This window comes from Acinetobacter sp. A2 (assembly GCF_012371325.1).
Classification (GTDB): domain Bacteria; phylum Pseudomonadota; class Gammaproteobacteria; order Pseudomonadales; family Moraxellaceae; genus Acinetobacter.
In genome coordinates, this window is the sequence record NZ_JAAZQX010000021.1 from 14,837 (window position 1) to 40,729 (window position 25,893).

The following is a 25,893-nucleotide window of genomic DNA, read 5'->3' on the forward strand; positions in this document are numbered from 1 at the left end:
AAGTAGCTACACTTAGCACTTTAAAAACTCAGCCTGTATTAGAATTTATTGCAAATGAATACACAACGTGAACAATTGATACAAACATGGATAACATCTGTACTTGGTTCAGATCAATTTGAAACTCATTTTTTAGCAGGCGATGCAAGTTTCCGTCGTTACGCACGAATCAAATTGAATAATAAAACATTTATGCTCATGGATGCACCACCAGAAAAAGAAGATTGTGGTTCTTTTGTCACGATTGATGAATTTTTTGCTGCCAATGCTGTGCGTGTACCCAAAATTGTGGCCAAAGACCTGACACAAGGCTTTTTGTTGTTGGAAGATTTTGGCGATGTGCTGTTATCGACCTTATTAAATGAACACACAGTAGATGACTATTATGCACAGTGCTTTAAGCAACTGATTCAATTACAAGCGATTGATGGTGCGGCACATTTCCCTGGATATTCGTATGACAAGTTGATCAGTGAAATGGAGCTACTCACCGACTGGTTATTGCCCGCTTTACAGATTCAGCCAACGGCTGAAGAAAGTGCATTAATTAAACGTACATTTGCGATTTTGGCCAATGCTGCTTTGGCGCAGCCACAAGTGATTGTGCATCGTGATTTTCATAGTCGTAACTTAATGAAAATTAATGATGATGCCGAGTTAGGAGTAATTGATTTTCAGGATGCTGTGATTGGTGCAGACACTTATGACCTGATTTCAATTACACGCGATGCTTATGTGCAGTGGAATGCTGAGCGTGTGTATCGCTGGTTTAAAATGTTCTATGACTTGTTGCCAACAGCATCTAAGCAAGATCGTGACTTTGAACAATTTAAAAAAGATGCCGATATGATGGCAATTCAGCGTCATATCAAAATTTTAGGTATTTTTGTGCGTCTGTTTGAACGTGATGGTAAGTCGGGTTATCTCAAAGACTTACCAAGAGTAATGTGGTATTTGCTTGAAGAAAGCAAGCCGTATCCTGAATTACAACCATTTATGCAATTCATTCACAATATAGTAATGCCAAAATTTACGGCTAAATATGGTCAGTATGAGGTGGTTGCTTAAATGAAAGCCATGATTCTTGCTGCGGGCATGGGTAATCGTATGCGTCCTTTAACACTGCATACGCCTAAGCCATTATTGGAAGTCGGTGGTAAGCCTTTAATTGTGTGGCACATCGAAAAATTGCAAAAAATTGGTGTGCAGGAAATTGTCATTAATACCGCATGGCTAGGTGAAAAACTCACAGATGCTTTGGGTGATGGTTCGCAATTTGGTGTAAAAATTTTGTGGTCGCATGAAGGTGAAGGCTTAGAAACCGCAGGCGGAATCATCAATGCGCTGTCATTATTAGGCAATGCGCCTTTTATATTGGTGAATGGTGATGTTTGGACCACGATGGATTTCGCACCTTTGTTGAATGTACAACTGCAGGATGCTTTGGCACATTTGGTTTTAGTTGAAAACCCTGTGCAGCATCCACAAGGTGATTTTACCTTGTCTGAAAATAAGGCTTATACCTTTGAACAAGCACAGTCAGGTGAAAATCTGACTTACAGTGGGGTCGCGGTGATGCATCCACAAATGTTTGTTGGCTTAGAATCGGGCAAGCGTCCACTAGCACCATTATTGAAACAAGCCATGCAGCAAGAAAAAATTTCTGCACAGAAATTGCAGGGCGTTTGGGTGGATGTTGGCACTCCTGAGCGATTAAATGCACTAGATCAACAAATTCAGCAGGGTGTGTACGCTTAAGTGCATATTCACTAAGCATTCGCCCCTATGACTGCAACTATAAATCGGTATACTTCCATTAACTTTTTCGAGATGTGAATTGTGATGCATTCGTTTTTTCAGGAACTCAAGCAAGGTAGTCAGGCTTTAGGTTTAGAGCTCAGTGATGAGGCTTTAAATTTATTACTCAAATACCAAGATGCTTTGGTGCTATGGAACAAAGCGTACAATCTCACAGCAATTCGTGATCCGAAAGAAATGCTAGTGAAGCACTTGCTAGACAGCTTAAGTATTTTAAAAGATTTGCCTGCCGGTCGTTTGTTGGATATTGGTACAGGTGGTGGTATGCCAGGCATGATCATTGCCTTATGTCAGCCTGAACGTGATTGCGTGCTATTAGATTCTAATGGTAAAAAAATTCGTTTTTTAAAGCAGTTTATTGCTGATTTAAAACTGAAAAATGTAGTTGCTGTACAAACTCGTGTCGAAAATGAAGATAGCATTCGTGAGCTAGGTCAGTTTGATGTAATTACCAGTCGTGCTTTTGCATCTTTAACTGACTTTGTTGCAGCATCTAAACCATTTATGCATGAACAAAGTATTATTGCTTCTATGAAAGGTTTGGTTCCTGCCGATGAAGTGGAAGCATTGAAAGATGAGTTTAGCTGTGAAATTATCGAGCTCAAAGTTCCACGTTTAGACGAACAGCGTCATTTACTTTTATTAAAACGTATTTAAATTTTTCAAAGGACTGGGGTGATCATGGCACAAATTATTGCGATTGCGAACCAAAAAGGTGGTGTAGGAAAAACCACAACCGCAGTAAATTTGGCAGCATCATTAGCTGTTTTGAAAAAGCGCGTTTTATTGGTCGATATGGACTCGCAAGGCAATGCCACCATGGGGTCGGGTATTCAAAAAAATGATTTGCTCTATTCTGTGACCGATGTATTGTTGGGTGAAGTACCCATTGAAACAGCGATTACCAAAGCAGAAGTTGGCTATAAAGTTTTGGGTGCCAATCGTGATTTGGCAGGGGTTGAACTGGTCATTGCCGAGCAAGAAGGACGTGAATTTATTTTACGCAATGCTTTGCAGGAAGTTGAAAAAGATTTTGATTACATTATTGTCGACTGTGCGCCAAGTTTAAGCTTAATTACGGTGAATGCTTTGGCTGCTGTGCAGAGTGTGATGATTCCAATGCAGTGTGAGTACTATGCTTTGGAAGGTTTAGCCGATTTAACCCAAACCATCGACCGTATTCAGCAAGCCTTGAACCCTGATTTGGAAATTATTGGTGTACTACGCACCATGTATGATGCACGTAATGCCTTAACTCGTGATGTTTCAGAAGAATTGTCACATTATTTTGGCAAAAAATTATACGATACCGTAATTCCACGTAATGTGCGTTTGGCAGAAGCCCCAGCACATGGCCTGCCTGTCATTTATTTTGAAAAAAGCTCTAAGGGGGCTGTTGCCTACCTAAATTTAGCAGCTGAAATGTTGAAAAAAAGCAAAGTGAAAAAAGGAAGTAAAGCATGACCACAAAAAAACGCGGATTAGCCAAAGGTCGTGGTTTGGATGCCTTGTTAGGATCGATCCAAAAAGAAAAATTACAACTCGAAGTACAAGCCTTAGATCACGGTCAGCTGAAACAGGTAGATGTTAATTTATTAAAGCGGGGTGAATACCAACCACGTCGTTTTATTCATGAGCAAGATTTGCAGGAGCTGGCCGCATCTATTGAAAAACATGGTGTGATGCAACCGATTGTGATTCGTCCAATTGACGATGAACAGCACCCTTATGAAATTATTGCAGGTGAACGCCGCTGGCGTGCAGCGCAGTTGGCAGGTTTAACCGAAATTCCAGCAATTGTGCGTGACCTGACCGATCAGGTGGCAATTGCTTTGGCGTTAATTGAAAATATTCAGCGTCAAGATTTAAACCCGATTGATCAGGCACTTGCATTACAGCGTTTTCATGATGAGTTTGGTTTAAGTCATCAGGAAATTGCAGAAACAGTGGGTAAAGCACGTACTACAGTCAGCAATTTATTACGTTTATTGACTTTGACCGACGCTGTAAAAGATTTGATGCAGCAAGGTTTGCTGGATATGGGGCATGCACGTGCGATTTTGACTTTAAAAGCCAAAGATCAGCTCAAAGTTGCGCAGCATGTGATTGAAAAGAATTTATCGGTACGACAAACAGAGCAATTGGTGCGTGATTTCAATGCACCAAAACAAGAAAAACCTAAAACTGTGGTTGCTCCCGATATTCAACAACTCACACAGCGTTTGTCTGAGCGCTTTAGTGCAGATGTAAAAATTGATTATAACAAGCAGGGCAAAGGCAAATTGGTCATCAGCTATCACTCTCTGGAAGAGCTGGATGGCATTTTAAATATTTGCCTGTCCGATTAATTTTAATTCGTATTTATTGGGGAAAAACGAATGTGGGAATTAGTAAAAGCAGGTGGTTGGCTCATGCTACCGTTGGTGTTGTGCTCGGTATTTACCGTTGCCATCACCATTGAACGTTTTATGCGTTTAAAGCGTGCTGGCGTGTTACCAAATGCACTGTTATTAAACCGTGGACAGAGTTTGTCTACAGTGTTGCAACAGTTGAACCAAAGTGAAAGCTTAAAAAACAGTACCCTAGGTCGTATTTTTACTGCTGGCGCACGTAACCAACAACAATCAGAACAATATGCACGTGCACAAATGGAAGCGACTGCATCACAAGAAATTGGTTATTTAGAAAAAAATATTAATTTTTTAGGGACGCTTAGTGCTGTTGCGCCATTATTAGGTTTGTTAGGTACAGTGCTTGGAATTATTGAATCATTTTTAGTGATTGATGTAGGCGCAAGCAATCCCACACTCATGATTCCAGGGATTTCTAAAGCTTTGATTACTACAGCGGCGGGGATGTTAATTGCAATTCCTGCGTTATTTGCCTATCGTTATTTTCAGCGTTTGGTGCAAGAATATGTTGCGGAATTAGAGCAGCAATCGACCCTATTTCATGCGGGACTTTTTCATCAAAAACCACTTACTCAGGCTGAACCTGAGTTGAATGCGCAAGATGTGAAGAAAGTTAGCTAGGGTGAAGATATGAAATTCAAACGCTCGCAAGTCGAAGATATTCATATTAACTTGACCCCAATGATTGACTGTTTATTGTTTATCTTGGTGTTTTTATTGCTTTCGACCACATTTAACCAGTTTAGCCGTATGAATTTAACCTTGCCTGAAGCGCAGGGTGTTCCACCAAAATCCTATGAACATAAAATTGAAGTGGTGGTCGACTCTACAGGGCATTACTCTGTGAATGGTCAGGCACTTTCTACTAAAGAAGTGGCAGACTTAAACACAGCAATTAAACAAATTTCGCAAGATCGTCGTGATTTAATGTTTATTATTGCTGCAGATGCCAAAGCAAGCCATCAGGATGTGATTCGGGTGATGGATGTCGCAGGACAACTTGGTTTCGTCAACATCAATATCAGTACGAAAGTCCCAACTCGAGGTTATTAGTGAAGAAGGATTTACAGGTCTACCGCCGTCTTCTGAGATATTTGCTCCCTTTTTGGGGTTTGGCTATTTTGGTCATTGTTGGTTTTGCCATCAATGCAGCCACAGAAGTTTCAGTGGCAAAACTCTTAGAGAAAATTATTAACGCCATTCAGGAGCGAGACCAGTCGTTTACGACACTTTTTCCACTTTTAGTTATTGCTTTAATGTTTTTCCGCGGTTTAGGCACCTTTATTGGAGGATACTTTACTGCGGTGATTTCACGTAATTTGGTCTTTAATATTCGTCAGGAAGTTTTTGCGAAACTGCTGCGGCTGCCTGCACAGTATTATCTGGATAATACCAGTGGCCATATTACGGCCAAAATTATGTATAACGTAGAACAGTTGACCGCTGCCTCTACGGAGTCCCTGCGTACTTTGGTACAGCAGGGTTTAATTACTTTGGGTTTGTTGGGGTATTTGCTGTACACCAACTGGCGTTTGACCTTATGTATTTTGGTGTTTGGTCCATTAATTGGTTTGCTGATTCGTAAAGCAGCAAAACGTATGCGCCGTTTGTCTATTCAGGTACAAGACACCATGGGTGATGTAAACCATGTGGTGCAAGAAACTGTAAATGGCAATTTGGTGGTGAAAGGCTTTGGTGGTCAAAGCTATGAACAAACCCGTTTTAAGGAAAACTCTTTAGAAAATTTACGTCGTGGTCTAAAGATGGTGGCTGTACAACAACTGAACAGCCCAGTTGTGCAGTTTATTATGTCGATTGCGTTGGCCATTATTATTTGGATTGCATTACGACCTGAAATTTTGCGTGATATTTCAGCAGGTGAGTTTGTAGCATATATCACTGCGGCTGGTATGCTCAGTAAACCAATTAAAGCCTTGACCGATATTAATGAAAAATTACAGCGTGGTTTGGCTGCAGCACATTCAGTATTTGAACTGCTAGATATGCCTGAGGAAGAAAATCAGGGCACGCTCACGCCAAATCTAAAGGGTAATTTACAGTTTAAGAATGTCAATCTGGTTTACTCAGATGGTCATCATGCTATTCATGATTTTAATCTGGATGTTAAAGCAGGTGAAACGGTCGCTTTAGTGGGGCGTTCTGGTGCAGGCAAGACTTCATTGGTCAATCTGTTGGTGCGTTTTCAGGAAGCATCCTCAGGGCAAATTTTATTTGATCAGCAAGATATTCGTGATATTGAGTTAAATAGCCTACGCTCACAAATCGCCATGGTTAATCAGCAAGTGGTGTTGTTTAACCGCACGGTACGAGAAAATATTGCCTATGGTCAGCTTGAAGGTGCTAGTGATGATGCCATTATTGCTGCAGCCAAAGCCGCCTATGCACATGATTTTATTATGGCTTTACCACAAGGCTATGACACACCATTGGGTGCGCAAGGATTGAATTTGTCAGGTGGTCAACGACAACGTATCGCCATTGCTCGTGCTATTTTAAAAAATGCGCCCATTTTAATTCTAGATGAAGCTACCAGTGCTTTAGATAATGAATCTGAATATTTTATTCAGCGCGCATTTGATGCGGCCATGCTAAACCGTACGACCATTGTTATTGCACACCGTTTATCTACCATTGAAAATGCTGATCGTATTGTGGTGATGGATCAGGGACGAATTCTAGAGCAAGGTACACATCAAGAGCTTATGACGCGAAAAGGTGCATACTTTCAGTTGCATCAACGTAATTTTGAGGAACATTAACTCATGTCTTTGGCACAATTCATTCAGGACGCTTGGCATAAACGAGCCAAATGGCTGGTTGTGCTGAGACCGTTGTCATTGTTGTATCGTGGCGTGAGTTTGTTGAATCAAAATTTATATCGTTCAGGTATTAAAACGGCTTATACCGCACCCGTACCAGTTATGGTGATTGGTAACATTACTGTTGGAGGAAGCGGTAAAACCCCTTTACTGATTCACTTGGTGAAATATCTGCAAAGCCTAAATGTCAGTGTCGGTGTGATCAGCCGTGGCTATGGCGGCAAAGGTCCATTTCCAGCCTATGTGGGTATTGATGCCGATGTTGAGGCAGTAGGCGATGAGCCAACCTTGATTGTGCAATCAACAGGTGTGCCGATGGCTGTCGGGCCAAACCGTCAAAAAAGTATTGAGCTATTGCTTGAACAGCATGATTTAGACTTGATTATCAGTGATGATGGTTTGCAGCATTTGGCTTTAAACCGTCAACTGGAATGGATTGTTTTAGATAATAACCGTGGATTGGGTAACGAGAAAATTTTGCCTGAAGGTTATTTGCGAGAACCAAAATCACGTTTGGATGATGCCACCGTGATTGAACATGCAGCACAACCGCACTCGAACTTAAATATGCATCTCGCAGTGGCTGCACCGTATTTGTTGCATCCTCAACAAGAACTGATTTTTGACCGAACCCAAAATTTTTATGCGGTGGTTGGTATTGGTTTTCCTCAACGATTTTACACAACTTTAGAGTCAATGGGAGTAACGCAGTTTCAATGTCACGAATTTCCAGATCACCATGACTATGAAATTACCGATTTGCAGTTTGAGGACTCGCAACCGATCATTACCACAGAAAAAGATGCAGTGAAATTATTAGCATTGTTGAAGCAATATCCAGATTTTCAGCGTGAAATTTGGGTCGTGCCTGTAGAGGCAGTATTGTCATCGGCCTGCTATGCCACCTTACATCAACAATTGAAACAATTAGGTTTAAACCTGCCTGAAGGAACATTATGAAGCACATTGTTATCCCTGCACGTTATGCCAGCTCACGTCTACCAGGCAAACCTTTGTTGGAAATTCATGGTCGTGCCATGATTTTACGTGTGGTCGATCAGGCTAAAAAAGTGGCAGGTTTTGATGACTTGTGTGTGGCGACCGATGATGCTCGTATTGCTGAGTTATGTCGTGCCGAAGGAGTTGATGTAGTGCTGACCTCGGCAGACCATCCCTCTGGTACAGACCGTTTAAGTGAAGTGGCACGTATAAAAGGTTGGGATGAAAACGATATTATTGTGAATGTACAGGGTGATGAACCGCTTTTACCTGCACAGTTGGTGCAACAAGTGGCACAGTTACTTGAAGATCAACCCGAGTGCTCTATGTCTACGCTGTGTGAGCCGATTCAGCAACTAGATGAATTCACTCGTGATAGCATTGTGAAAGTGGTAATGTCTAAGCACAATCAGGCTTTGTATTTTAGTCGTGCCACAATCCCTTATGACCGTGATGGTGCAAAAGCAGCGGAAGCTCAATTGCATGCACATGCCTATCGTCATTTAGGTTTATATGCTTACCGTGTAGCGTTGTTACAAGAATATGTGACTTGGGAAATGGGCACATTGGAAAAATTGGAAAGTTTAGAGCAGTTGCGTGTGTTGGAAAATGGCCATCGTATTGCTATTGCCGTAGCAGAAGCAAATTTACCACCTGGCGTGGATACGCAGGCAGATTTAGACCGATTAAATGCAATGGATATTGCTCATTTTGAATAAGTGAATTGCCCACCATGCAGCATGATGTAATTGGACACGTTTATCCGTGGCAGCAACAAGTTTGGGAAAACCTGACTGGTCGATTTCCCCAAATGGGGCATGGTTTATTATTTTTTGGTAAGCAGGGTTGTGGTAAAGAAGCTTTTGCACAGCAATTTGTGGCCTGGATTTTGTGCCAGCAGCGTGATGTACAATCACAGCCTTGTGGTGAATGTAGTAGTTGTCAGTGGTTAAAATCAGATACACATCCAAATTATGTCTATATCAGCACCGATGAAGAGAATAAAAAACAAAACGCGAAAATTAAGATCGAGAAGATCCGTGATTTATTACCTTTTGTCCAGCAAACGGTAGATGGTTGGCGGGTAATTGTGATTGAACCTGCTGAAGCCTTAAATATAGCATCATCCAATGCTTTACTAAAAACCTTAGAAGAGCCAGGTGATCGGATTGTGATTATTTTGCTGGCAGATCATTATCTTAAATTACCTGCAACCATTCGCAGCCGTTTACAGCATTTTGCTTTAGACCGTATTGATTCAGTGCAAGCCACAGCATATTTGCAGCAGCATTTACCTGATTTGGATGTAACTAAGCAACAATTGTTGATGAATCTGTCCAACCACATGCCATTGCAGGCTTTAGCGTTGGCAGAGGCGGCATGGCTTGAGCAACGTACAGATTTTCTTAAAGACTGGTATAGATTGGTCACTCAAAAAAATATGCCAATAGCAATCGCAACAAAATGGAACAAAGCGCTGAGTTTTACCGAGTTCAGTCAAATGTTTGAATACTTGTTGTGTGATTTAATTTGTGTCAAGCTAAATCAAAGCATTAAAAATCTAGATTTAAGCACTGCTTTGCAGCATTTAGCCGAACAATATGACTTGGAACGTTTGTTTGGCCTATATGCAGAATTACAGCAAGCCAAGCCAATGCTTGAGCAAAACGTGCAAAGTAATCTGGTGCTTGATCAATTATGTATTAAGTTAATGAATATTTAAGGGGAACATCATGCAACCACGTATGGGCGGTATTATTCAGGCCAATATTCCTGATCTCGACACGCTATATTTAAGTTATATGCCATACGTTGTGGGCGGTGGCTTATTTGTACCCTCAAAACAACCTGTAAAAATGGGTGAAGAAATTTTTGTACTCGCGACTTTACCTGAGCAATCACAAAAAATTCCCCTAACAGGCAAAGTGATTTGGATTTCCCAAAAGCAAAATGGTATCAAATTGCAGGGCTTTGGCATTCAGCTCAGCGGTGAAAAAGGCGTTTATTACAAATCAGAAGCCGAAAGAATCCTTGCGGGGCTTAAGTCTGACAACCGTACAAGTTACACTATGTAGGTAGTTTGCTTTTAGGAAAAAATCGTGTTTGTAGATACACATTGTCATTTAACCATGTTGGATTTAAGCCCTTATGATGGTGACTTAGATGCAGCAATTGCACAGGCACGTCTCGCAGGTGTCTCTAAAATAATGGGTATCTCGGTTGAGTTAGACGATCATATTGCCTTGGCTGCAATTGCAGCTCGTCATGCTGATGTAGGTTATAGCGTTGGTGTACATCCCTGTGAAAATGCAGAAAATATGGCACGAGCTACCACAGAACAACTGATAGCTTTGGCACAAGCAGACAAAGTCTGGGCTTTGGGGGAAACAGGTCTAGACTATTTTCATAGTACTGATTTTGTTGCGGAGCAAAAAGCCTGTTTTGCGCGCCATATTCATGCCTCGCAAGCTGTGAAGAAACCAGTTGTAGTGCATACTCGCGCTGCCAAGCAAGACACAGTGGATATCATCCGTGCCGAAAAATCGACCCATGGCGTTTTGCATTGCTTTACTGAAGATTGGGCAACTGCCAAAGCGGTGCTAGATTGCGGTTACTATGTGTCATTTTCAGGCATTGTTTCTTTTAAAAATGCACAAGATTTACGGGATGTGGCCAAACAAGTGCCTTTAGATCGTGTGCTTATTGAAACAGACAGCCCATATTTGGCACCTGTGCCATATCGCGGTAAGACAAATGAGCCAAAATACGTTCCGTATGTAGCCAAAGCCCTAAGTGATGTATATGATAAGTCCTTAGAGGAAATGGCTTTCATAACAACACAAAACTTTGAAAACCTGCTCAAAGGACATTAATTTACACGCTGGATGTGTGTAAATGTGGCGCATGTCCACGTGAAATATGAAAAATTTTAATTGATAGAATAGTGAAAAGAGAGTTTATCGGGTGAAGATGGATCGTCAGGCTCAGTTTCGAGCAAGAGAAACGTTAATTTTCCAAGTGGCAGAGCAATTGCTTTTGGAAAATGGTGAAGCAGGAATGACCCTTGATGCTTTGGCAGCAGAACTGGATTTGGCCAAAGGGACTCTATATAAACACTTTCAAAGTAAAGATGAGTTGTATATGTTGCTCATTATTCGTAATGAGCGCATGTTGCTAGAAATGATTAAAGATGCTGAAAAGCAGTTTCCTGAGCATTTAGCTTTTTTTATGCTGCATCACTTGCATCATCCTGAGCGCACTGTGCTTTTTCATCAAATTGAAGAGCGTCTTTCTACCACAGGTGTTGGCATTGGCTTGTTGTTCAGTGAACTCTATCAAGTCCGTAAAAGCCGATTACGCATCATTATCCGTATGACTGAACAATATTTAGAATCTATTCATAGTCACATGGAAGTACGTGACTATTTAGCTTCGATTTGGGCGTTGACGCATGGTGCTGCAGCTATTTTAAATTCAAGCTTCTATCAGCGTTATTTGGGTTCGCGGGATACTTTACGTGTGGCCTATATTGATCAGGCTTTGGCTATGCCAAAACAAGCACAGTCTTTTGAACAATTGACCTAATTAAAATATGAACACTCCACTGTCTTCGGTACGCGGTTTCACGCTCATTGAATTGATGGTGGTGATTGTGATTATGGCAATCATGGCATCACTGGTTTTAATGAATATTGGTGGTGTCGATCAGCGTAAAGCCATGCAGGCGCGGGAAGTGTTTTTATTGGATTTGCGTCAACTGAACCGTGAAGCCAATGATCAAGCACGTATTTTTGCTTTAAATTTGCATACCGCAACTGATGTTTCTCCTGCACGCTATGAGGTGTTGGAATATCAGCCTTACGCTTCAGAGCAGCAATTAAGCCTGCAAAATAATCAAAAATGGCGAACTTATACAGAATTTAAAACGAGAATTTTGCCTGAACAAGTTTCTATCCAAATTTTATCTTTAGAGCAAAATTATCCGCAAGCGAATCAGAGTGATTTGTTGCAAAGTAATGCGCCTGCCTTGATTTGGCTGGGTAATGGTGAAGCCAAACCTGTGCGGATTCAGTTTTATTTTGAACAACGTCCAGTAGGTGCAGAAATTGAAGTCGATCATTTAGGGAAAATCCATGAAAGTTAACGGATTTACACTGCTTGAAGTGATGGTTGCTTTGGCAATTTTTGCAACGGCTGCCATGGCCATGACCAAGGTGGCCATGCAGTACACTCAATCTACCGCAAACGCTATTTTAAGAACCAAGGCGCAATTTGTGGCCTTGAATGAAGTGGCATCTATGGAAATGCATCGCCAGTGGTTAAGTGGCACAGAGTCAAAACAGGTTACGCAACAGGGAGAAACTTGGCAAATTGACAAGTCTACACAAGCGACCATTAGCCCAAATGTGCAACGTGTGGATATTCAAATCAGTTTATATAATACAGACACTGGACAGGTTGAAGCAGGGGTAACGTCTTTGGTGTTTTTTAATGCACGTGAGCAAAACCCATGAGTGCAAGAAAAGGCTTTACCCTAGTTGAGTTATTGGTTGCGATTGCTATTTTTGCTGTACTGTCTGCATTGGGTTGGAAAGTGTTTGACTATTTATCTAAAGTCAAAGACCGCAACGCCATGCATGAAGCCAATTTGGAGCAGTTGCAGGAAAGCTATCAGCAAATTTTACGTGATACCTTACAGGCTGTGCCTTTGGCTGCGAATGTAAAAGGGCAGCAACAACCTGCTTTAGTCTTACAGAGTGGACGTTTTAATTTTAGTAAAACAGGTGTGACTGATCCTTTGCAACAAGGTATTTCACCGAATGAACGCGTAGAATATCAATATCGTGCCGATGAAAAAAAGGTGTATCGTTTAAAATATCGTAATTTGCATCAAACAGGGCATGACCAACCTGAATCGAGCGTGTTATTAGATCAGGTCAATGCATTTGAAATAGTGGTATTAAATCCTCAAACATTAAATAGCTGGCCTGAAAACCCGATCAATCCAAACCAAACCGAGCAGCTTCGACTTTTACCCAAAGGCGTAAAAATTAATTTGACTGTGCGTGATGTGCAGTATGAATGGGTTTTTAGTTTATTACAGACCGATTTTTTAAATAAAAATAATCAAAATAAATAAAGACAAAGGGCGGCCATGCGTTTACACCATACACAGACCTCACGCATTATCAAATCACAGCAAGGTATAGCCTTGATTACGATTTTGATGTTGGTTGCCTTGGCTACAATTTTGGCAGCGACTATTGCTAAACGCCAAATGTATACTAGCGAGAATACCGCGTATTTAATGCGACAAAATCAGGCGCTTTTGTATGCCAAAAGTGCTGAAGTATTTTTTTCGGAATTGCTGCAAGATGATGCTAAAAATGCTGGCCAGGTCGATCATTTACAAGAAAACTGGGCGAAACCGATGCCGCCATTTCCAGTCGAAGATGGCTATGTGTCAGGTGTGCTACAAGATGAGTCGGGTAAATTTAATTTAAATAGTTTGCTGACACCTGAAAATCAGATCAATGAAAAAGCGAAAAAGTATTTTGAAAAATTGTTGCAGCGGGTGGGTTTGCCTGCGCAGTTGAGTGAAGCGGTGATTGATTGGCAAGACCCGGATGATGAACCGAGTGGCGCAATGGGTGCAGAGTCGAGTTATTATCAAGGTTTGCCGCTGCCATATTTACCGCCCAATAATTTATTTCACAGTGTTGAGGAATTAAAACAAGTCCGAGGTTTCGAGGGCGGTAAATATCAGTTACTTACGCCTTATGTGAGTGCATTGCCAAAACGTGACACGACCATCAACATCAATACTGCACCAGCATTAGTGTTGGTGAGTTTAGATGAAAAACTGGATGTTGCTGCTATACAAAATTTATTAGACCGTCGCAATGCGAATTTAGAACATTTTAGTAACGTGAATGCGTTGTGGGAGTTGGAAGGCTTTCAGAATGTAGATGCGTCAATACGCAACGAGTTTTCAGGTTTGCTGGGTGTGCAATCTAATTATTTTAAAGCGAAAATAGAAGTGGTGTTGAGTGAGCGTAAACGACAATTTAGCAGTGAATTTGTACGTAGTGAGAAAACGGTTGATGTGGCATATCGAAGTTTGACGCCTTTTTAATTGGTTTTAAGTGGGCGAGCTTTGCTGAGCTTTTGATCTTAGCTCAAATTGACATGAGAACGCATCTTTAAATACTGTTATTGTCAGGCAATCTGAGGGCTAAAATTAGCTTATTGTTCACGTTTTGCATTATAATTATAAGGAATATCCCCCAAATATTGTGATGACCTAACGACACATGATAATTCGTAAGTTATTTAAGTTTGAAAATGCACATATTGTGCGTAATTGCACTTCCGACCGTTGCAAGCGCTCGATTCATGGTCATAGCTATAAAGTAGAATTGTTACTGAAAGCTTCCAAACTTGATCATGGTCAAATGGTGTATGACTTTGGCTTACTCAAAGGCGTTATTAAAGAATTATTTGATGCCTTCGATCATGCAATTTGTTTTTGGGAACATGATGACCCTGAGTATATTCAGGCCTGCAAAAAATTTAGTGCACGTTGGGTATCTTTGCCAGTGTCACCATCGGCAGAGCAGTTTTCTCGCATTTTCTTTTATTTGGCACAGCAGGTATTGGCATCGACCATCACACAAAATGGGGAAGGTGATGTAGAGGTCTATTCTGTGATTGTGCATGAAACAGATACAGGCTATGCACAAAGCTTTTTAGAAGATATTGAAAATGCACAAATGGGTGAGTTGCAGTTAGCGCAAATCCATTTTTCTGATCAAGTGCAGGCAGAGTGGTCAGACCCTCAAATGTATGAAAAATTAAAACAGGGGATGAAGTTTCAAAACCCTAATGTTGAGTTACAAGTCAAACTTTAAACCAGACCATTAGACATCTACAAGGATTGATACAAGCATGTCTTTTACTGAGCAGCAATATGCGAGCTTAAACAAAGTCCAGTTGGATGACAGTTGGAAATACAGCTTGGCTGAATTTTTATTAAGTCCTCAAATGGATGCGCTACGTGAGTTTTTGTTGCAAGAAAAACAACAGAATAAGGTGATTTATCCACCAAGTTCGCTGATATTTAACGCTTTAAATACCACCCCTTTAAATCAGGTGAAAGTGGTTATTATTGGGCAAGACCCTTATCATGGGCCAAATCAAGCGCATGGACTCAGCTTTTCTGTGCAAAGAGGGGTTGCATTACCCCCATCTTTGCGTAATATTTTCCATGAGTTACATACAGATTTAGGTATACCTGTTCCACGCCACGGCGATTTAACCCATTGGGCGGAACAAGGGGTGTTGTTACTCAACAGTGTGTTAACTGTACAAGCAGGACAACCAACCTCGCACCAAAAGCAGGGTTGGGAAGATTTTACAGATCATGTGATTGATGTGTTAAATCAACAACGTGAGCATATTGTGTTTATTTTATGGGGCGCATATGCACAACGTAAGGGACAACGTATAGATCCGAATAAACATCTGATATTGAAGGCAGCACATCCATCGCCACTGGCAGCAAATCGTGGTGGTTTTTTTGGGTGTAAAGTATTTTCAAAATCAAATAATTATCTTAAACAAAATGGCATTGAGCCTATAGACTGGCAGCTGGACGCATGACACATTCTCCCATTTCAAAAGAATACCACCCAGATTTAATTGTAGAAGAAGCAAAAAATGGCTGGCGCATTGTGCGTTTGAATCGCCCAAAATCATTGCATGCTTTGGATGAATCAATTGTTTCTGCATTATTGGCAGTATTTGAAGACTTTCATACCGATGACAGCGTGAAAGCAATTTGGCTGGATTCAACTACACCTAAAGCGTTTTGTGCAGGCGGTGATGTGCGTAAGTTACGCCAGTTGGTTATTAATGATGAAGTTGCAACCGCCAATAAATTCTTTGAGCAAGAATATGCACTGGACTTGTTGTTGCATAACTATGCCAAGCCAGTGTTGGTTTGGGGTGAAGGTTATGTGATGGGCGGTGGTTTAGGTCTCTTCATGGCTGCGCCATTCCGTTTGGTAACACCATATTCACGTTTAGCGATGCCAGAAATTAATATTGGCTTGTACCCAGATGTAGGTGCAACCCGCTTCTTGGCAGACCGTGGTGCGATTGGTTTGTTCACTGGTTTAACAGGTTCAATCATGACTGCAGCGGGTGCCTATGGTATTGGTTGGGCAACGCATATTTGTGATGCGCAGCGTGCAGCAGTGTTAGATAAAGTCATTAATATTGACTGGAATCATTACCCAGCAGGTGACTTCCGTGCCATTGATGACACCTTGAACAGTATGCATCGTCCTGTAGGCCCAGGGCCGTTGCAAAACTCTTTAGATGTGATTCAAAGTGTGTGCCGTGGTGTGAGTTTTGAAAGTGACTATGAGTCGATTATTGGTTTGAGTGATGCGCGTAGTGACTGGTTGCGTCAAGCCAGCGAAAATCTGCAAAAAGGTTCACCAACCACAGCGGCTTTAACTTGGTTGTTATGGCAATGGGGTAAACAAGTTCATTCTTGGAATGAAGTATTTGAACTAGAAACTCAAATTTCTGACTGGAAAATCCGTCACGCAGATTTTGTAGAAGGTGTGCGTGCGCGTTTAGTTGATAAAGACTTGGCACCTGCATGGCAACAAAACGGCAAGATTAATCTCAAAAATATTTTTGTAGATAATCCACCTGTGACCACTATTGAAAGCTGGAATGAATTGTTAAAGCAATACGAAATTATTTAATTTTTCATTCTATTTCGCTGTTATTTGAATGTCAGAACAACACTATAGTGATGAAGATTGGATGCAGCTTGCTTATGCGCAGGCTGCATTGGCTGCGGCACAGGGAGAAATTCCTGTGGGTGCAGTGATTGTGAGTCAAAATCAAGTGATCGGTGCGGGCTATAACGCACCTATTTCTTTACATGATGCAACTGCACATGCTGAAATTGTGGCTATTCGTGCTGCTTGCGCCAATATTAAAAACTATCGTTTACCCGAAGACGCAACCTTATATGTCACCTTAGAGCCTTGCACCATGTGTGTGGGGGCATTGATTCATGCGCGAATTAAACGGGTAGTGTTTGGCGCGACAGAACCCAAAGCGGGTTCATTAATCAGTGCCAGAAAGCTTTTAGAATCGGGTTATTACAATCATATTTTTGAATATCAATCAGGTTGTTTAGAGCAACAATGCTCGAGTCAGTTAAGTGATTTTTTTAAAATGCGTCGTGCACAAAAGAAACAACAAAAGCAGCAACAGCTAATAAATGACCTAGATGATCAAAAGCAAACCTGAGTTTTACTGCTGATTTGCGTTAAACTGAATGACAGATCATTTAATAATTTATTCTCAGGTCTTACCATGAATGCCATTCAAATCAAAAAAGAATTTAATGCGCCTGTGTCGCAGGTTTTTGAATTACTGTCTAAACATGCGACATATAACATTGCCTTTGCGCCTATGCAGGTAGTACGTGTGAAAGATTCAGCTGACCCTGAGCGCCCTGATGGAGTAGGTTCTGTACGTCGCATGGGTATTGGGCCAATTAAGCCTTTGCAGGAGCAAATTACTTTGCTCGAACCGAATCAGCGTATTGAATATAAAATCATTAAAAACCCATTGATCAAACATCATTTGGGGGTAATTGAATTTCAGGATATGGCTGATAATAAAACTTTGGTGACCTACAGCATTGAGTTGCAAACTCGTGTGCCATTTGTGAGTAAGGCTATTTTGGCTCAACTAAAAACTGCAATTAAAATTGGCTTGTCTAAACTGGCCAAATCTCTCTAAATCATTACGGAAACATCATGACCGTTCAAATTATTACCATTGATGGCCCAAGTGGCTCAGGTAAGGGCACCTTAGCTGCAAAACTGGCAGCGCATTATCAATTTCATTTGCTTGATTCAGGTGCATTGTATCGTTTACTTGGTTTGGCTTTACATAAGCAAAATCTGCTAGATCGTCTAGATACAGAGCTGCAAGCGTGCATCAACATCGCAACGCACTTAAACATTCAATTTGTAACCCAGTCTGATGCAACTCAAGTGCTATTGGATGGCGAAGATGTCACCCAAACTATTCGTACTGAGCGTGTAGGTGAGTATGCTTCTAAAGTGGCAGCTGTGCCAGAACTAAGAATCGCATTGCTTGCCCGACAGCACGCTTTTGCCCAAGCACCAGGCCTGGTGGCAGATGGGCGTGATATGGCAACCAGCATTTTTCCTGCAGCGCAAGCCAAAATCTATTTAACGGCTTCGGCGGAGTCACGTGCACAAAGACGTGTAAAACAGTTGCAGGGTATGGGGCTGGATGCTAAAATAAGCGACATTTTAGCGAATATCCAAGCTCGCGATAAACGTGACATGGAGCGCACAGTTGCTCCACTTAAGCCGGCAGATGATGCTTACATCATTGATAGTTCTGAACTGAACATTGATGAAGTATTTGCATTAATGACGGTTTATGTCGATCAGAAGCTTGGTATTAGCCGCGCTTAATAGGCGTGAACCTAATATATTCAGCGAACGCATAGCTTGATCAGTTTTATACGGACTATGTAGACGCTTAACTAAACCGGCCTTGTCTGATCCAAGACCGCTGACTTTATCAGGTATATCATGACCGAATCTTTTGCAGCCCTCTTTGAAGAAAGCGAATTAAACCTCAACGTTGAAAAGGGTGCTGTCATCCAAGGCGTTGTAGTAAGCATCGACTCTGACTGGGTAACAGTTGATACTGGCCTTAAATCAGAAGGCGTTGTAGACCGCGCTGAATTCTTAAACGAACAACGCGAACTTGAAGTTCAAGTTGGTGACACCGTTGATGTTGTTGTTGAAGCACTTGACAACGGTATGGGCCAAACTGTTTTATCACGTGAAAAAGCGAAACGTGCTGAAACTTGGACTAAACTTGAAAAAATCTTTGAAGACGGCGAAATCGTTACTGGTGTTATCTCTGGTAAAGTTAAAGGCGGTTTCACTGTAGACATCGGTCCAGTTCGTGCGTTCTTACCAGGTTCTTTGGTAGATACTCGTCCTATCCGTGACACAACTCACCTTGAAGGTAAAGAGTTAGAGTTCAAAGTTATCAAACTTGATGCTAAACGTAACAACGTTGTTGTATCTCGTCGTGCAGTGATGGAAGCTGAATCTTCAGCTGACCGTGAAGCGCTTCTTGCTCAGCTTGAAGAAGGTCAAACTGTTACTGGTACAATCAAGAACCTTACTGACTACGGTGCATTCGTTGACCTTGGTGGTATTGATGGTCTTCTTCACATCACTGATATGGCTTGGAAACGTATCAAGCATCCATCAGAAGTGGTTGAAGTGGGTCAAGAAGTTACTGTTAAAGTACTTAAATTTGACAAAGAGCGTAACCGCGTATCTTTAGGTCTTAAGCAATTAGGCGAAGATCCATGGTTAGCGATCATGAGCCGTTATCCTAAAGGTTCTATCGTTAAAGCTCGCGTAACTAACTTAACTGACTACGGCTGTTTCGCAGAAATCGCTGAAGGCGTTGAAGGTTTAGTTCACGTTTCAGAAATGGACCACACAAATAAAAACATCCACCCATCTAAAGTTGTTCAGATTGGTGATGAAGTTGATGTTATGGTTCTTGAAGTTGACGAAGAGCGTCGTCGTATTTCTCTTGGTATCAAACAAACTCGTGCTAACCCATGGGAAGAGTTTGCTAAGAACCACGACAAAGGTGAAAAAGTTTCAGGTACTATCAAGTCAATCACTGACTTCGGTATCTTCATCGGTTTACCAGGCGGTATCGATGGTCTAGTTCACTTGTCTGACATTTCTTGGAACGAGCAAGGCGAAGAAGCTATCCGTCGTTACAAGAAAGGTGACACTGTTGAAGCAGTTATCCTTTCTGTAGACGCTGAAGGCAACCGTATCAGCCTTGGTATCAAGCAATTGAACAGTGATCCATTCAACGATTTCTTAGCTGCTAACGAACGTGGTGCTTTGGTTAAAGGTACAGTAACTGCTGTTGACGCTCGTGGCGCAACTGTTAAGTTAGCTGACGAAGTTGAAGCAACTCTTAAAGCATCTGAAATCAACCGTGATCGCGTTGAAGATGCAACTAAGTTCTTAGAAGTTGGTCAAGAAGTTGAAGCTAAAATCATCAACGTAGATCGTAAATCTCGCTCTATCAACTTGTCTATCAAAGCGAAAGACGAAGCTGAAGAGAAAGAAGCAGTTGCTAACTTGAAAACAGCAGCTAGCGGTCAAGACAATGGTCCTAAGACTATTGGTGATTTGATCAAAGCTCAAATGGGCAACTAAGTTGCGGGTAAACTGTATTGTTAATGTAAATTAACTAATACTTTTTACACAAATACTGTAAACGGTAGCGTAGTATTCAATTATTACGCTACCGTTTTGTATTTAAACAGGTTATTATCAGTTTTAGGTAAAAGTAGCTTGATAATTAAAGAGGTCGCAGATGACTACTGAAGCACTTAATAAGTCTGACTTGATAGAACGAATTGCTTTGAAAAATCCACATCTGGCTGAGCCATTGGTGGAAGAAGCTGTTAAGATAATGATAGATCAAATGATTGCATCACTATCGGCAGATAACCGAATTGAAATTCGTGGATTTGGTAGTTTTGCATTGCATCACCGTGAACCACGTGTAGGTCGTAACCCAAAAACAGGTAAGTCTGTAGAGGTTGCGGCTAAAGCTGTACCGCACTTTAAGCCGGGTAAAGCACTACGTGATGCAGTAAACGAATCGGCAAATAAATAAAATTCCTAGGGGTGTTTATGCGTTACGTTCTCGTCGCTATTTTAGTTATTCTATTTGGATATTCTCTGGCACTGGTTTTGCAAAACGGCACTGAACTTTCGGTTGATCTATTGTTTACCCAAGTACCTGCAATGCGTTTGGGCTTATTGCTACTGATTACGTTAGCACTTGGTTTAGTGCTGGGACTGTTGTTGGGTGTGCAAGTTTTCCGTGTATTCCAAAATAGTTGGGAAATTAAGCGACTACGTAAAGACATCGAACATCTGCGTAAAGAGCAAATTCATGCGGCTCAACTGGCTGCTGCTGAAGCTGCTGCACATACGCGCCATGAAAAAACAGTATTAGATGTGCATACAGAAGACCGTTCTTCTAATGCCCTTTAAATTAGCAAATTAAGTTAATTTAAAAGCAACACCCCAAGGTTTACTTTGGGGTGTTTTTTTATGCTTATGTTTTTATAGTCATCTATTCCGCTTATGATCAGATTTGAGCTGTCTTTTGACTATCTGCCTCATGCGAATCACTTTATAATAAGCATTATTTGTCTAATTCATAGGTAATTCTCTTGAGTATCATTGTTGCCCTCGATGCTAAAAGCCAATATGACGCCTTAACCATTGCAGAGCAGTTGGATCCTGCATTATGTCGAGTAAAAGTTGGTAAAGAGTTATTTACCCATGAAGGTCCAAGTGTAGTTCAAGCCTTGCATGCCAAAGGTTTTGAAGTGTTTTTGGATTTAAAATTTCATGATATTCCAAACACAACTGCGCAAGCGGTCTGTGCTGCGGCAGATTTAGGTGTGTGGATGGTTAATGTGCACGCCTCTGGTGGCCGAAAAATGATGGAAACCTGCGTGGAGCGTTTAAAAGCAGGGAATTACCAAACACAACTGATTGCGGTAACTGTATTGACGTCTATGGGGCGTGAAGATTTAAAAGACTTAGGTCTAGATATTGAGCCATTTGAGCAAGTGCAGCGATTGGCTAAACTCACAAAAGATAGTGGTTTAGATGGGGTAGTATGTTCTGCACAAGAAGCAAAAATGTTGCGTGATACTTTGGGACAAGATTTTGCCTTAGTGACGCCAGGTATCCGCCCAGAAGGTGCTAACGCTGATGATCAAAAACGCATTGTCACACCCAAACAAGCCATGCTAGATGGTTCGACGCATTTGGTGATTGGTCGTCCAATTACCAAATCTGAGAATCCTCGTCAAACTTTGAAAGATATTTTAGCGACGCTTTAATTTTCCAATCTCTGACTCTCCAAAAGAGAGATAAGCCCTCTCTCTAACTCTCTCCCAAAGGGAGAGAGGACAATTGTGGATTCTACTTTTAAATAGCAGCCAATATACTTACAGCAATGGGGGCAAGGACTGACAATACAAATCCACTGACCATTGCATGTGGAATAAAATCATTACCACAGGCTTGTTTGACCATGGGTAAAGTCACATCCATTGCTGTTGCACCTGCAGCTGAAATTGCAGCACGTGGATAACGCCAGCCAAGTGCATACATCAACAATATTGCAAAAATCTCTCTGAATAAGTCATTCATTAACGCAATGCTACCCAACTCAGGTGTACGTAGTTCAGATACGACAATGCCACTCATAGAATAAAAGCCATAACCTTGTGACAACATCAGTAAATCTTTGAGCTGGATGGGTAGCCATAGTGCACAAAGTAACACGCCAGCGACAGAACCCATGATGCATCCAGCAGGAACCAACAATATTTTCCAATTCAACCAAGCGCGATCCAATGGTGAATAGGCAAGATCGAGTCCAATCATCCACATAAAAAATAACAGTAAGTACCACGTTTGTATCTGTGCTTGAAAATTCAAGCTATCTGTAATTTGATGCAGTGCATAACCAGCAAACAACGCTAGAAATGCATAACTGATGTTCAGGCAGGATTTGCGTAATAAATGGAGTGACACTTTACCGTGTGTGGTTTGTATTCCAATACCTTTAAATAAAAGATAACAGCATAGAAATGCACCCATTGAGGTGGCAAATGCAATTTGCATCGCCGTAGATAGAATCTGCACGGGTTGCTGTAGTGTGCTAAATGTCTGTGCAAATTCAAATGCAATTGCAACGAGTAAGATATAGCTAAAATATGGCAGTAATTGAAATACAATTTTTTCAACGATAACGGGCAAGCGTTTAGCGAGTATAAAGCCTAAAAATAAAAAAAATAATAATTGGAAAATCAGCCAAAGAGATTGCATGACATCAACAGGTGAGAAGGTGGATTGAACACCTGTTGATTATGCCTATTCAAATGACAAAGCGGAACTTTATGCTGCTTTACTGATTAATCTAAAATCACTTGGATGCAGGGATTTGGTTTGAAGCCAGTATTTCCAAGTATAAGCTGGCCAAAGCGCAAAGTTTTTGCCACCATCTTGTTGATACCAACTCACACAGCCAGATTGCCAAACGGTGTTGTTTAGCATTGCTTCAACTTTTTGATTAAATTGATCTTGCACTTGATCTTTAACCACAATCGCCTGAGCATGCGATTGATTCACTAAATCCATCATTTGCAAAATATAATCGACTTGCGCTTCAATCATAAAGATAACTGAGTTATGTGCTAACACTGTATTTGGTCCAAGTAACTGGAACAAGTTTGGAAACCCTTTGTGGCTAATGCCGTAATAGCTTTCTGCGCCATCTTTCCAAGCATGTTTAAGATCAATGCCATGCTCGCCAATACAACTAAATGGCTGTAAATAAATACGTGGGTCGGTAATAAAACCTGTGCCATAAATCAAACAATCTATTTTACGTGTTTGACCATCGGCAGTAATGATACTGTCCTCAGTCAACTCTTGAATGGCATCAGTGACTAGCTCAACATTTTTACGGTTAAAGGTCGGAAAGTATTTGTTAGAGACCAAAATGCGTTTGCATCCCATAATATAATCAGGGATGAGCTTTTCTGCCAATTGTTTGTCTTTGACCTGATAACGGATATACGCTTCTGCTAGCTTCTGAGTGTATTTCATCACACTGGGTTGCATGATTGGAATTGCACGTGATTCATTTGACCAATATAAACGAGCGCGATGCAGCTTTCTAAACCAGTCTAGTCGCTGAAAGATTTTTTTCTCTAAAGCTAAATACTTACGTTCATCCCTCGGAATAACCCAAGCTGCGGTCCGTTGCATTACATACAATTGTTTGACTGTTGGTGCAATTTCGGGAATATACTGAATGGCGCTACCGCCTGTGCCAATAGAGGCCACCACTTTGCCGTTTAAGTTGTATTGATGATCCCATTGCGAGGAATGAAAAACTTTGCCCTTAAATTTTTCAATGCCTTTAATTTTAGGAATTTGCGGAACATGCAGTGGGCCAGAGGCCAAAATTAAATATTGGCAACTTAATTGTTTGCCATCTTTTAAAGCAATGTGCCACACACAGTCTTTTTCCTGATATTCGGTATGCACCACTTCGCTATTGAATTGACAATAGTCACGTAAATTAAACTGTTGCACCACATCCTGAATATATTGAAAAATTTCTGGTGCTTCTGCGTAGCGTTTGCTCCAGTCGGTTTTTGGTGCAAAAGACAATGAATATAGATGCGATTGCACATCACAGGCAGCGCCAGGGTATTGATTTTCACGCCAAGTTCCGCCCACTTCATTGGATTTTTCTAAAATCACAAAATTTTGAATATTGCGTTGTAATAGACGAATCGCCATGGCTAAGCCACCAAAGCCTGCACCAATAATTGCGACTTGATAATGAGCTACTGCATCCTGCATGAAGACATCCTTATATTTATTTTGTTTGACTCAGGATAGAATAACCCGATGCCTGACAACATGATCGTGCTGACATAAAAATTGATATTTTCGGCAATTTCTATCTGTGGGTGAATCAGGTAAAAAGGATATTCTATTTCGCACTGTTCATTTTATGAAAAGATCTATACTTGGCTTGATGTATTTAATACAAGGCATGCGTAAAGCAGGCGTTGATGTCGATGCAAAATTGCAAAGTATCGGCTTGCGTGCAGACGCATTGGACACCAGTTCGGTGATTCATCCAAGTCTGGAATGGGATATTTTAAAAGTCATTGGTGCGGATGTTGAACCTGAAATGGGGCTGTTTATTGGACAGCATTATGCCTTGGCAGGTTATGGTCCTTTGCTGATGTTATTGGTGACCAGTCCTAATATTGCAACAGCATTAGAAAAGGGGATTCAATATCAGGGCTTGACCCATTTGAGTGGTCAATTGAGTTTGCAGCATCAAGCACAACAGATTGCACTGTGCTATCAACCGAACGATCTGCACAGCAGTTTAGGGATACTACGCGCACAATGTGAAATTTCAGGCACATTTAAGTTTATTCAAGACCTTTATAAAATGATGGGCTTGAGCGCACCACGTATTCGCATAGAATTACCCTTTGCACAGCCGCAGCAAAGTGAAGTGTTGCAAACCTTTTATGATTATTATGGCCAAGACATTGTCTTTAATCAGCCTCAAGCCGCATTTTGGTTTGATGATGTAGTGTTGAATGCACGTATTCCATCTGCAGATGCAGTAACGTTTAGTAGCTACGAAGCTAAATGTATTGTAGAGCTAGACCGCTTAAAATTAGAAGACAATACGCCTTCAGTGGTGCAACGTGTTAAAGATTATTTAGAGCTGCAACAGGGCAGTATGCCTAGCATGGCAGAAACAGCACAGGCCTTACAAATTCCAGAGCGGACGTTAAGGCACCAACTGCAACAATTGAACACCAGTTACAAACAAATTCGTGAAGATTTAATCAAAGATAAAGCACTGCGTTTAATTGAATATCAGGAGTATTCAATTGAAGTGATTGCAGAACTGTTGGGTTATTCGGAGCCTGCGGCATTTAACCATGCCTTTAAGCGCTGGTTTGGGCAAAGCCCACGCCAATATACCAAATAGCCTGTGTTTAGCTGAAGTATTCAGCAAACCTATGCCAAAGTGTTATATCTCGTGATTCGATCTTCGTT

The 25,893-nt window shown here is 41.2% G+C and carries 31 protein-coding genes; 29 read left to right on the forward strand and 2 right to left on the reverse strand.

The features are described 5' to 3' along the window. The first annotated feature begins 54 nt into the window (after positions 1-54). The 28 genes from HHA43_RS09100 (at position 55) to pyrF (ending at position 22,121) form a co-directional block, all read left to right on the forward strand. Positions 55-1,068 (forward strand): aminoglycoside phosphotransferase family protein, encoded by a 1,014-nt coding sequence (locus HHA43_RS09100; RefSeq protein WP_168542441.1) that lies wholly within the window; start codon positions 55-57, stop codon positions 1,066-1,068. Beyond that, positions 1,069-1,758 carry an N-acetylmuramate alpha-1-phosphate uridylyltransferase MurU gene (gene murU / locus HHA43_RS09105; protein WP_168542443.1) on the forward strand — a complete coding sequence of 230 codons (690 nt, stop codon included), beginning with the start codon at positions 1,069-1,071 and terminating at the stop codon, positions 1,756-1,758. 84 nt (positions 1,759-1,842) lie between these two features. After that, positions 1,843-2,475 carry a 16S rRNA (guanine(527)-N(7))-methyltransferase RsmG gene (rsmG, locus tag HHA43_RS09110; protein ID WP_168460346.1) on the forward strand — a complete coding sequence of 211 codons (633 nt, stop codon included), beginning with the start codon at positions 1,843-1,845 and terminating at the stop codon, positions 2,473-2,475. Positions 2,476-2,499: 24 nt separating this feature from the next. Beyond that, the gene (locus HHA43_RS09115) at positions 2,500-3,282 is read left to right on the forward strand and encodes a ParA family protein (RefSeq protein WP_168419023.1); all 783 of its coding nucleotides are present in this window, start codon (positions 2,500-2,502) and stop codon (positions 3,280-3,282) included. Beyond that, complete coding sequence (locus HHA43_RS09120) at positions 3,279-4,166, forward strand: ParB/RepB/Spo0J family partition protein (RefSeq protein WP_168419022.1); 888 nt, start codon at positions 3,279-3,281, stop codon at positions 4,164-4,166. The genes HHA43_RS09115 and HHA43_RS09120 overlap by 4 nt, the downstream gene beginning before the upstream one ends. Before the next feature lie 30 nt (positions 4,167-4,196). Then, entirely contained in the window at positions 4,197-4,850 is a 654-nt protein-coding gene (locus tag HHA43_RS09125; protein ID WP_168542445.1) for a MotA/TolQ/ExbB proton channel family protein, read from the forward strand. A 9-nt stretch (positions 4,851-4,859) separates the two neighbouring features. Next, positions 4,860-5,282 (forward strand): ExbD/TolR family protein, encoded by a 423-nt coding sequence (locus HHA43_RS09130; RefSeq protein ID WP_168419020.1) that lies wholly within the window; start codon positions 4,860-4,862, stop codon positions 5,280-5,282. After that, on the forward strand, positions 5,282-7,009 hold the full coding sequence (msbA, locus tag HHA43_RS09135) for a lipid A export permease/ATP-binding protein MsbA (RefSeq protein ID WP_168542447.1): 1,728 nt from the start codon (positions 5,282-5,284) through the stop codon (positions 7,007-7,009). The genes HHA43_RS09130 and msbA overlap by 1 nt, the downstream gene beginning before the upstream one ends. Before the next feature lie 3 nt (positions 7,010-7,012). Next, positions 7,013-8,029 carry a tetraacyldisaccharide 4'-kinase gene (lpxK, locus tag HHA43_RS09140; RefSeq protein WP_168542449.1) on the forward strand — a complete coding sequence of 339 codons (1,017 nt, stop codon included), beginning with the start codon at positions 7,013-7,015 and terminating at the stop codon, positions 8,027-8,029. Continuing rightward, a complete protein-coding gene (gene kdsB / locus HHA43_RS09145) occupies positions 8,026-8,787 on the forward strand; it encodes a 3-deoxy-manno-octulosonate cytidylyltransferase (protein ID WP_168460252.1) in 762 nt (253 codons plus the stop codon). The genes lpxK and kdsB overlap by 4 nt, the downstream gene beginning before the upstream one ends. Before the next feature lie 14 nt (positions 8,788-8,801). After that, a complete protein-coding gene (locus tag HHA43_RS09150) occupies positions 8,802-9,791 on the forward strand; it encodes a DNA polymerase III subunit delta' C-terminal domain-containing protein (protein ID WP_168542451.1) in 990 nt (329 codons plus the stop codon). Between the two features lie 10 nt (positions 9,792-9,801). After that, positions 9,802-10,143, forward strand: coding sequence for a PilZ domain-containing protein (locus tag HHA43_RS09155; protein ID WP_168542453.1), 342 nt, complete (start codon positions 9,802-9,804; stop codon positions 10,141-10,143). A 24-nt stretch (positions 10,144-10,167) separates the two neighbouring features. After that, positions 10,168-10,941: a TatD family hydrolase gene (locus HHA43_RS09160; protein ID WP_168542455.1), complete on the forward strand. Its 774-nt coding sequence runs from the start codon at positions 10,168-10,170 to the stop codon at positions 10,939-10,941. A gap of 97 nt (positions 10,942-11,038) precedes the next feature. Continuing rightward, the gene (locus HHA43_RS09165) at positions 11,039-11,653 is read left to right on the forward strand and encodes a TetR/AcrR family transcriptional regulator (RefSeq protein WP_168419013.1); all 615 of its coding nucleotides are present in this window, start codon (positions 11,039-11,041) and stop codon (positions 11,651-11,653) included. Positions 11,654-11,660: 7 nt separating this feature from the next. After that, positions 11,661-12,212, forward strand: coding sequence for a prepilin-type N-terminal cleavage/methylation domain-containing protein (locus HHA43_RS09170; RefSeq protein ID WP_168542457.1), 552 nt, complete (start codon positions 11,661-11,663; stop codon positions 12,210-12,212). Then, positions 12,202-12,582, forward strand: a complete 381-nt coding sequence (gspI, locus tag HHA43_RS09175) for a type II secretion system minor pseudopilin GspI (RefSeq protein ID WP_168542459.1) — start codon at positions 12,202-12,204, stop codon at positions 12,580-12,582. The genes HHA43_RS09170 and gspI overlap by 11 nt, the downstream gene beginning before the upstream one ends. Then, positions 12,579-13,208: a type II secretion system minor pseudopilin GspJ gene (gene gspJ, locus HHA43_RS09180; RefSeq protein WP_168542461.1), complete on the forward strand. Its 630-nt coding sequence runs from the start codon at positions 12,579-12,581 to the stop codon at positions 13,206-13,208. Before gspI ends, gspJ begins: the two co-directional genes overlap by 4 nt. 15 nt (positions 13,209-13,223) lie before the next feature. Further along, positions 13,224-14,204: a type II secretion system minor pseudopilin GspK gene (gene gspK, locus HHA43_RS09185; protein WP_171525205.1), complete on the forward strand. Its 981-nt coding sequence runs from the start codon at positions 13,224-13,226 to the stop codon at positions 14,202-14,204. 178 nt (positions 14,205-14,382) lie between these two features. After that, a complete protein-coding gene (locus HHA43_RS09190; protein ID WP_168419009.1) occupies positions 14,383-14,979 on the forward strand; it encodes a 6-pyruvoyl trahydropterin synthase family protein in 597 nt (198 codons plus the stop codon). A gap of 37 nt (positions 14,980-15,016) precedes the next feature. Beyond that, positions 15,017-15,730, forward strand: coding sequence for a uracil-DNA glycosylase (ung, locus tag HHA43_RS09195; RefSeq protein ID WP_168419008.1), 714 nt, complete (start codon positions 15,017-15,019; stop codon positions 15,728-15,730). Then, complete coding sequence (locus HHA43_RS09200) at positions 15,727-16,848, forward strand: enoyl-CoA hydratase/isomerase family protein (protein ID WP_168419007.1); 1,122 nt, start codon at positions 15,727-15,729, stop codon at positions 16,846-16,848. Before ung ends, HHA43_RS09200 begins: the two co-directional genes overlap by 4 nt. Before the next feature lie 28 nt (positions 16,849-16,876). Next, positions 16,877-17,404 carry a tRNA adenosine(34) deaminase TadA gene (gene tadA / locus HHA43_RS09205; RefSeq protein ID WP_168460259.1) on the forward strand — a complete coding sequence of 176 codons (528 nt, stop codon included), beginning with the start codon at positions 16,877-16,879 and terminating at the stop codon, positions 17,402-17,404. A 66-nt stretch (positions 17,405-17,470) separates the two neighbouring features. Next, complete coding sequence (locus HHA43_RS09210) at positions 17,471-17,902, forward strand: SRPBCC family protein (protein ID WP_168542463.1); 432 nt, start codon at positions 17,471-17,473, stop codon at positions 17,900-17,902. Positions 17,903-17,919: 17 nt separating this feature from the next. After that, the gene (gene cmk / locus HHA43_RS09215) at positions 17,920-18,612 is read left to right on the forward strand and encodes a (d)CMP kinase (protein ID WP_168542465.1); all 693 of its coding nucleotides are present in this window, start codon (positions 17,920-17,922) and stop codon (positions 18,610-18,612) included. A 120-nt stretch (positions 18,613-18,732) separates the two neighbouring features. Beyond that, positions 18,733-20,409, forward strand: coding sequence for a 30S ribosomal protein S1 (rpsA, locus tag HHA43_RS09220; RefSeq protein WP_168419003.1), 1,677 nt, complete (start codon positions 18,733-18,735; stop codon positions 20,407-20,409). 160 nt (positions 20,410-20,569) lie between these two features. Continuing rightward, the gene (locus HHA43_RS09225; protein ID WP_065992960.1) at positions 20,570-20,875 is read left to right on the forward strand and encodes an integration host factor subunit beta; all 306 of its coding nucleotides are present in this window, start codon (positions 20,570-20,572) and stop codon (positions 20,873-20,875) included. A gap of 17 nt (positions 20,876-20,892) precedes the next feature. Continuing rightward, positions 20,893-21,258 carry a lipopolysaccharide assembly protein LapA domain-containing protein gene (locus tag HHA43_RS09230; RefSeq protein ID WP_168419001.1) on the forward strand — a complete coding sequence of 122 codons (366 nt, stop codon included), beginning with the start codon at positions 20,893-20,895 and terminating at the stop codon, positions 21,256-21,258. A gap of 182 nt (positions 21,259-21,440) precedes the next feature. Further along, entirely contained in the window at positions 21,441-22,121 is a 681-nt protein-coding gene (pyrF, locus tag HHA43_RS09235; protein WP_168542467.1) for an orotidine-5'-phosphate decarboxylase, read from the forward strand. Positions 22,122-22,209: 88 nt separating this feature from the next. On the opposite strand, the gene HHA43_RS09240 is transcribed toward pyrF, so the two are convergent. After that, complete coding sequence (locus tag HHA43_RS09240; RefSeq protein WP_168542469.1) at positions 22,210-23,115, reverse strand: lysine exporter LysO family protein; 906 nt, start codon at positions 23,113-23,115, stop codon at positions 22,210-22,212. Between the two features lie 69 nt (positions 23,116-23,184). Further along, the gene (locus HHA43_RS09245; protein ID WP_168542471.1) at positions 23,185-24,663 is read right to left on the reverse strand and encodes a flavin-containing monooxygenase; all 1,479 of its coding nucleotides are present in this window, start codon (positions 24,661-24,663) and stop codon (positions 23,185-23,187) included. Positions 24,664-24,817: 154 nt separating this feature from the next. On the opposite strand from HHA43_RS09245, the gene HHA43_RS09250 reads away from it, so the two are divergent. Further along, positions 24,818-25,825: a helix-turn-helix transcriptional regulator gene (locus HHA43_RS09250; RefSeq protein ID WP_168525462.1), complete on the forward strand. Its 1,008-nt coding sequence runs from the start codon at positions 24,818-24,820 to the stop codon at positions 25,823-25,825. The last annotated feature ends 68 nt before the right edge of the window (positions 25,826-25,893 follow it).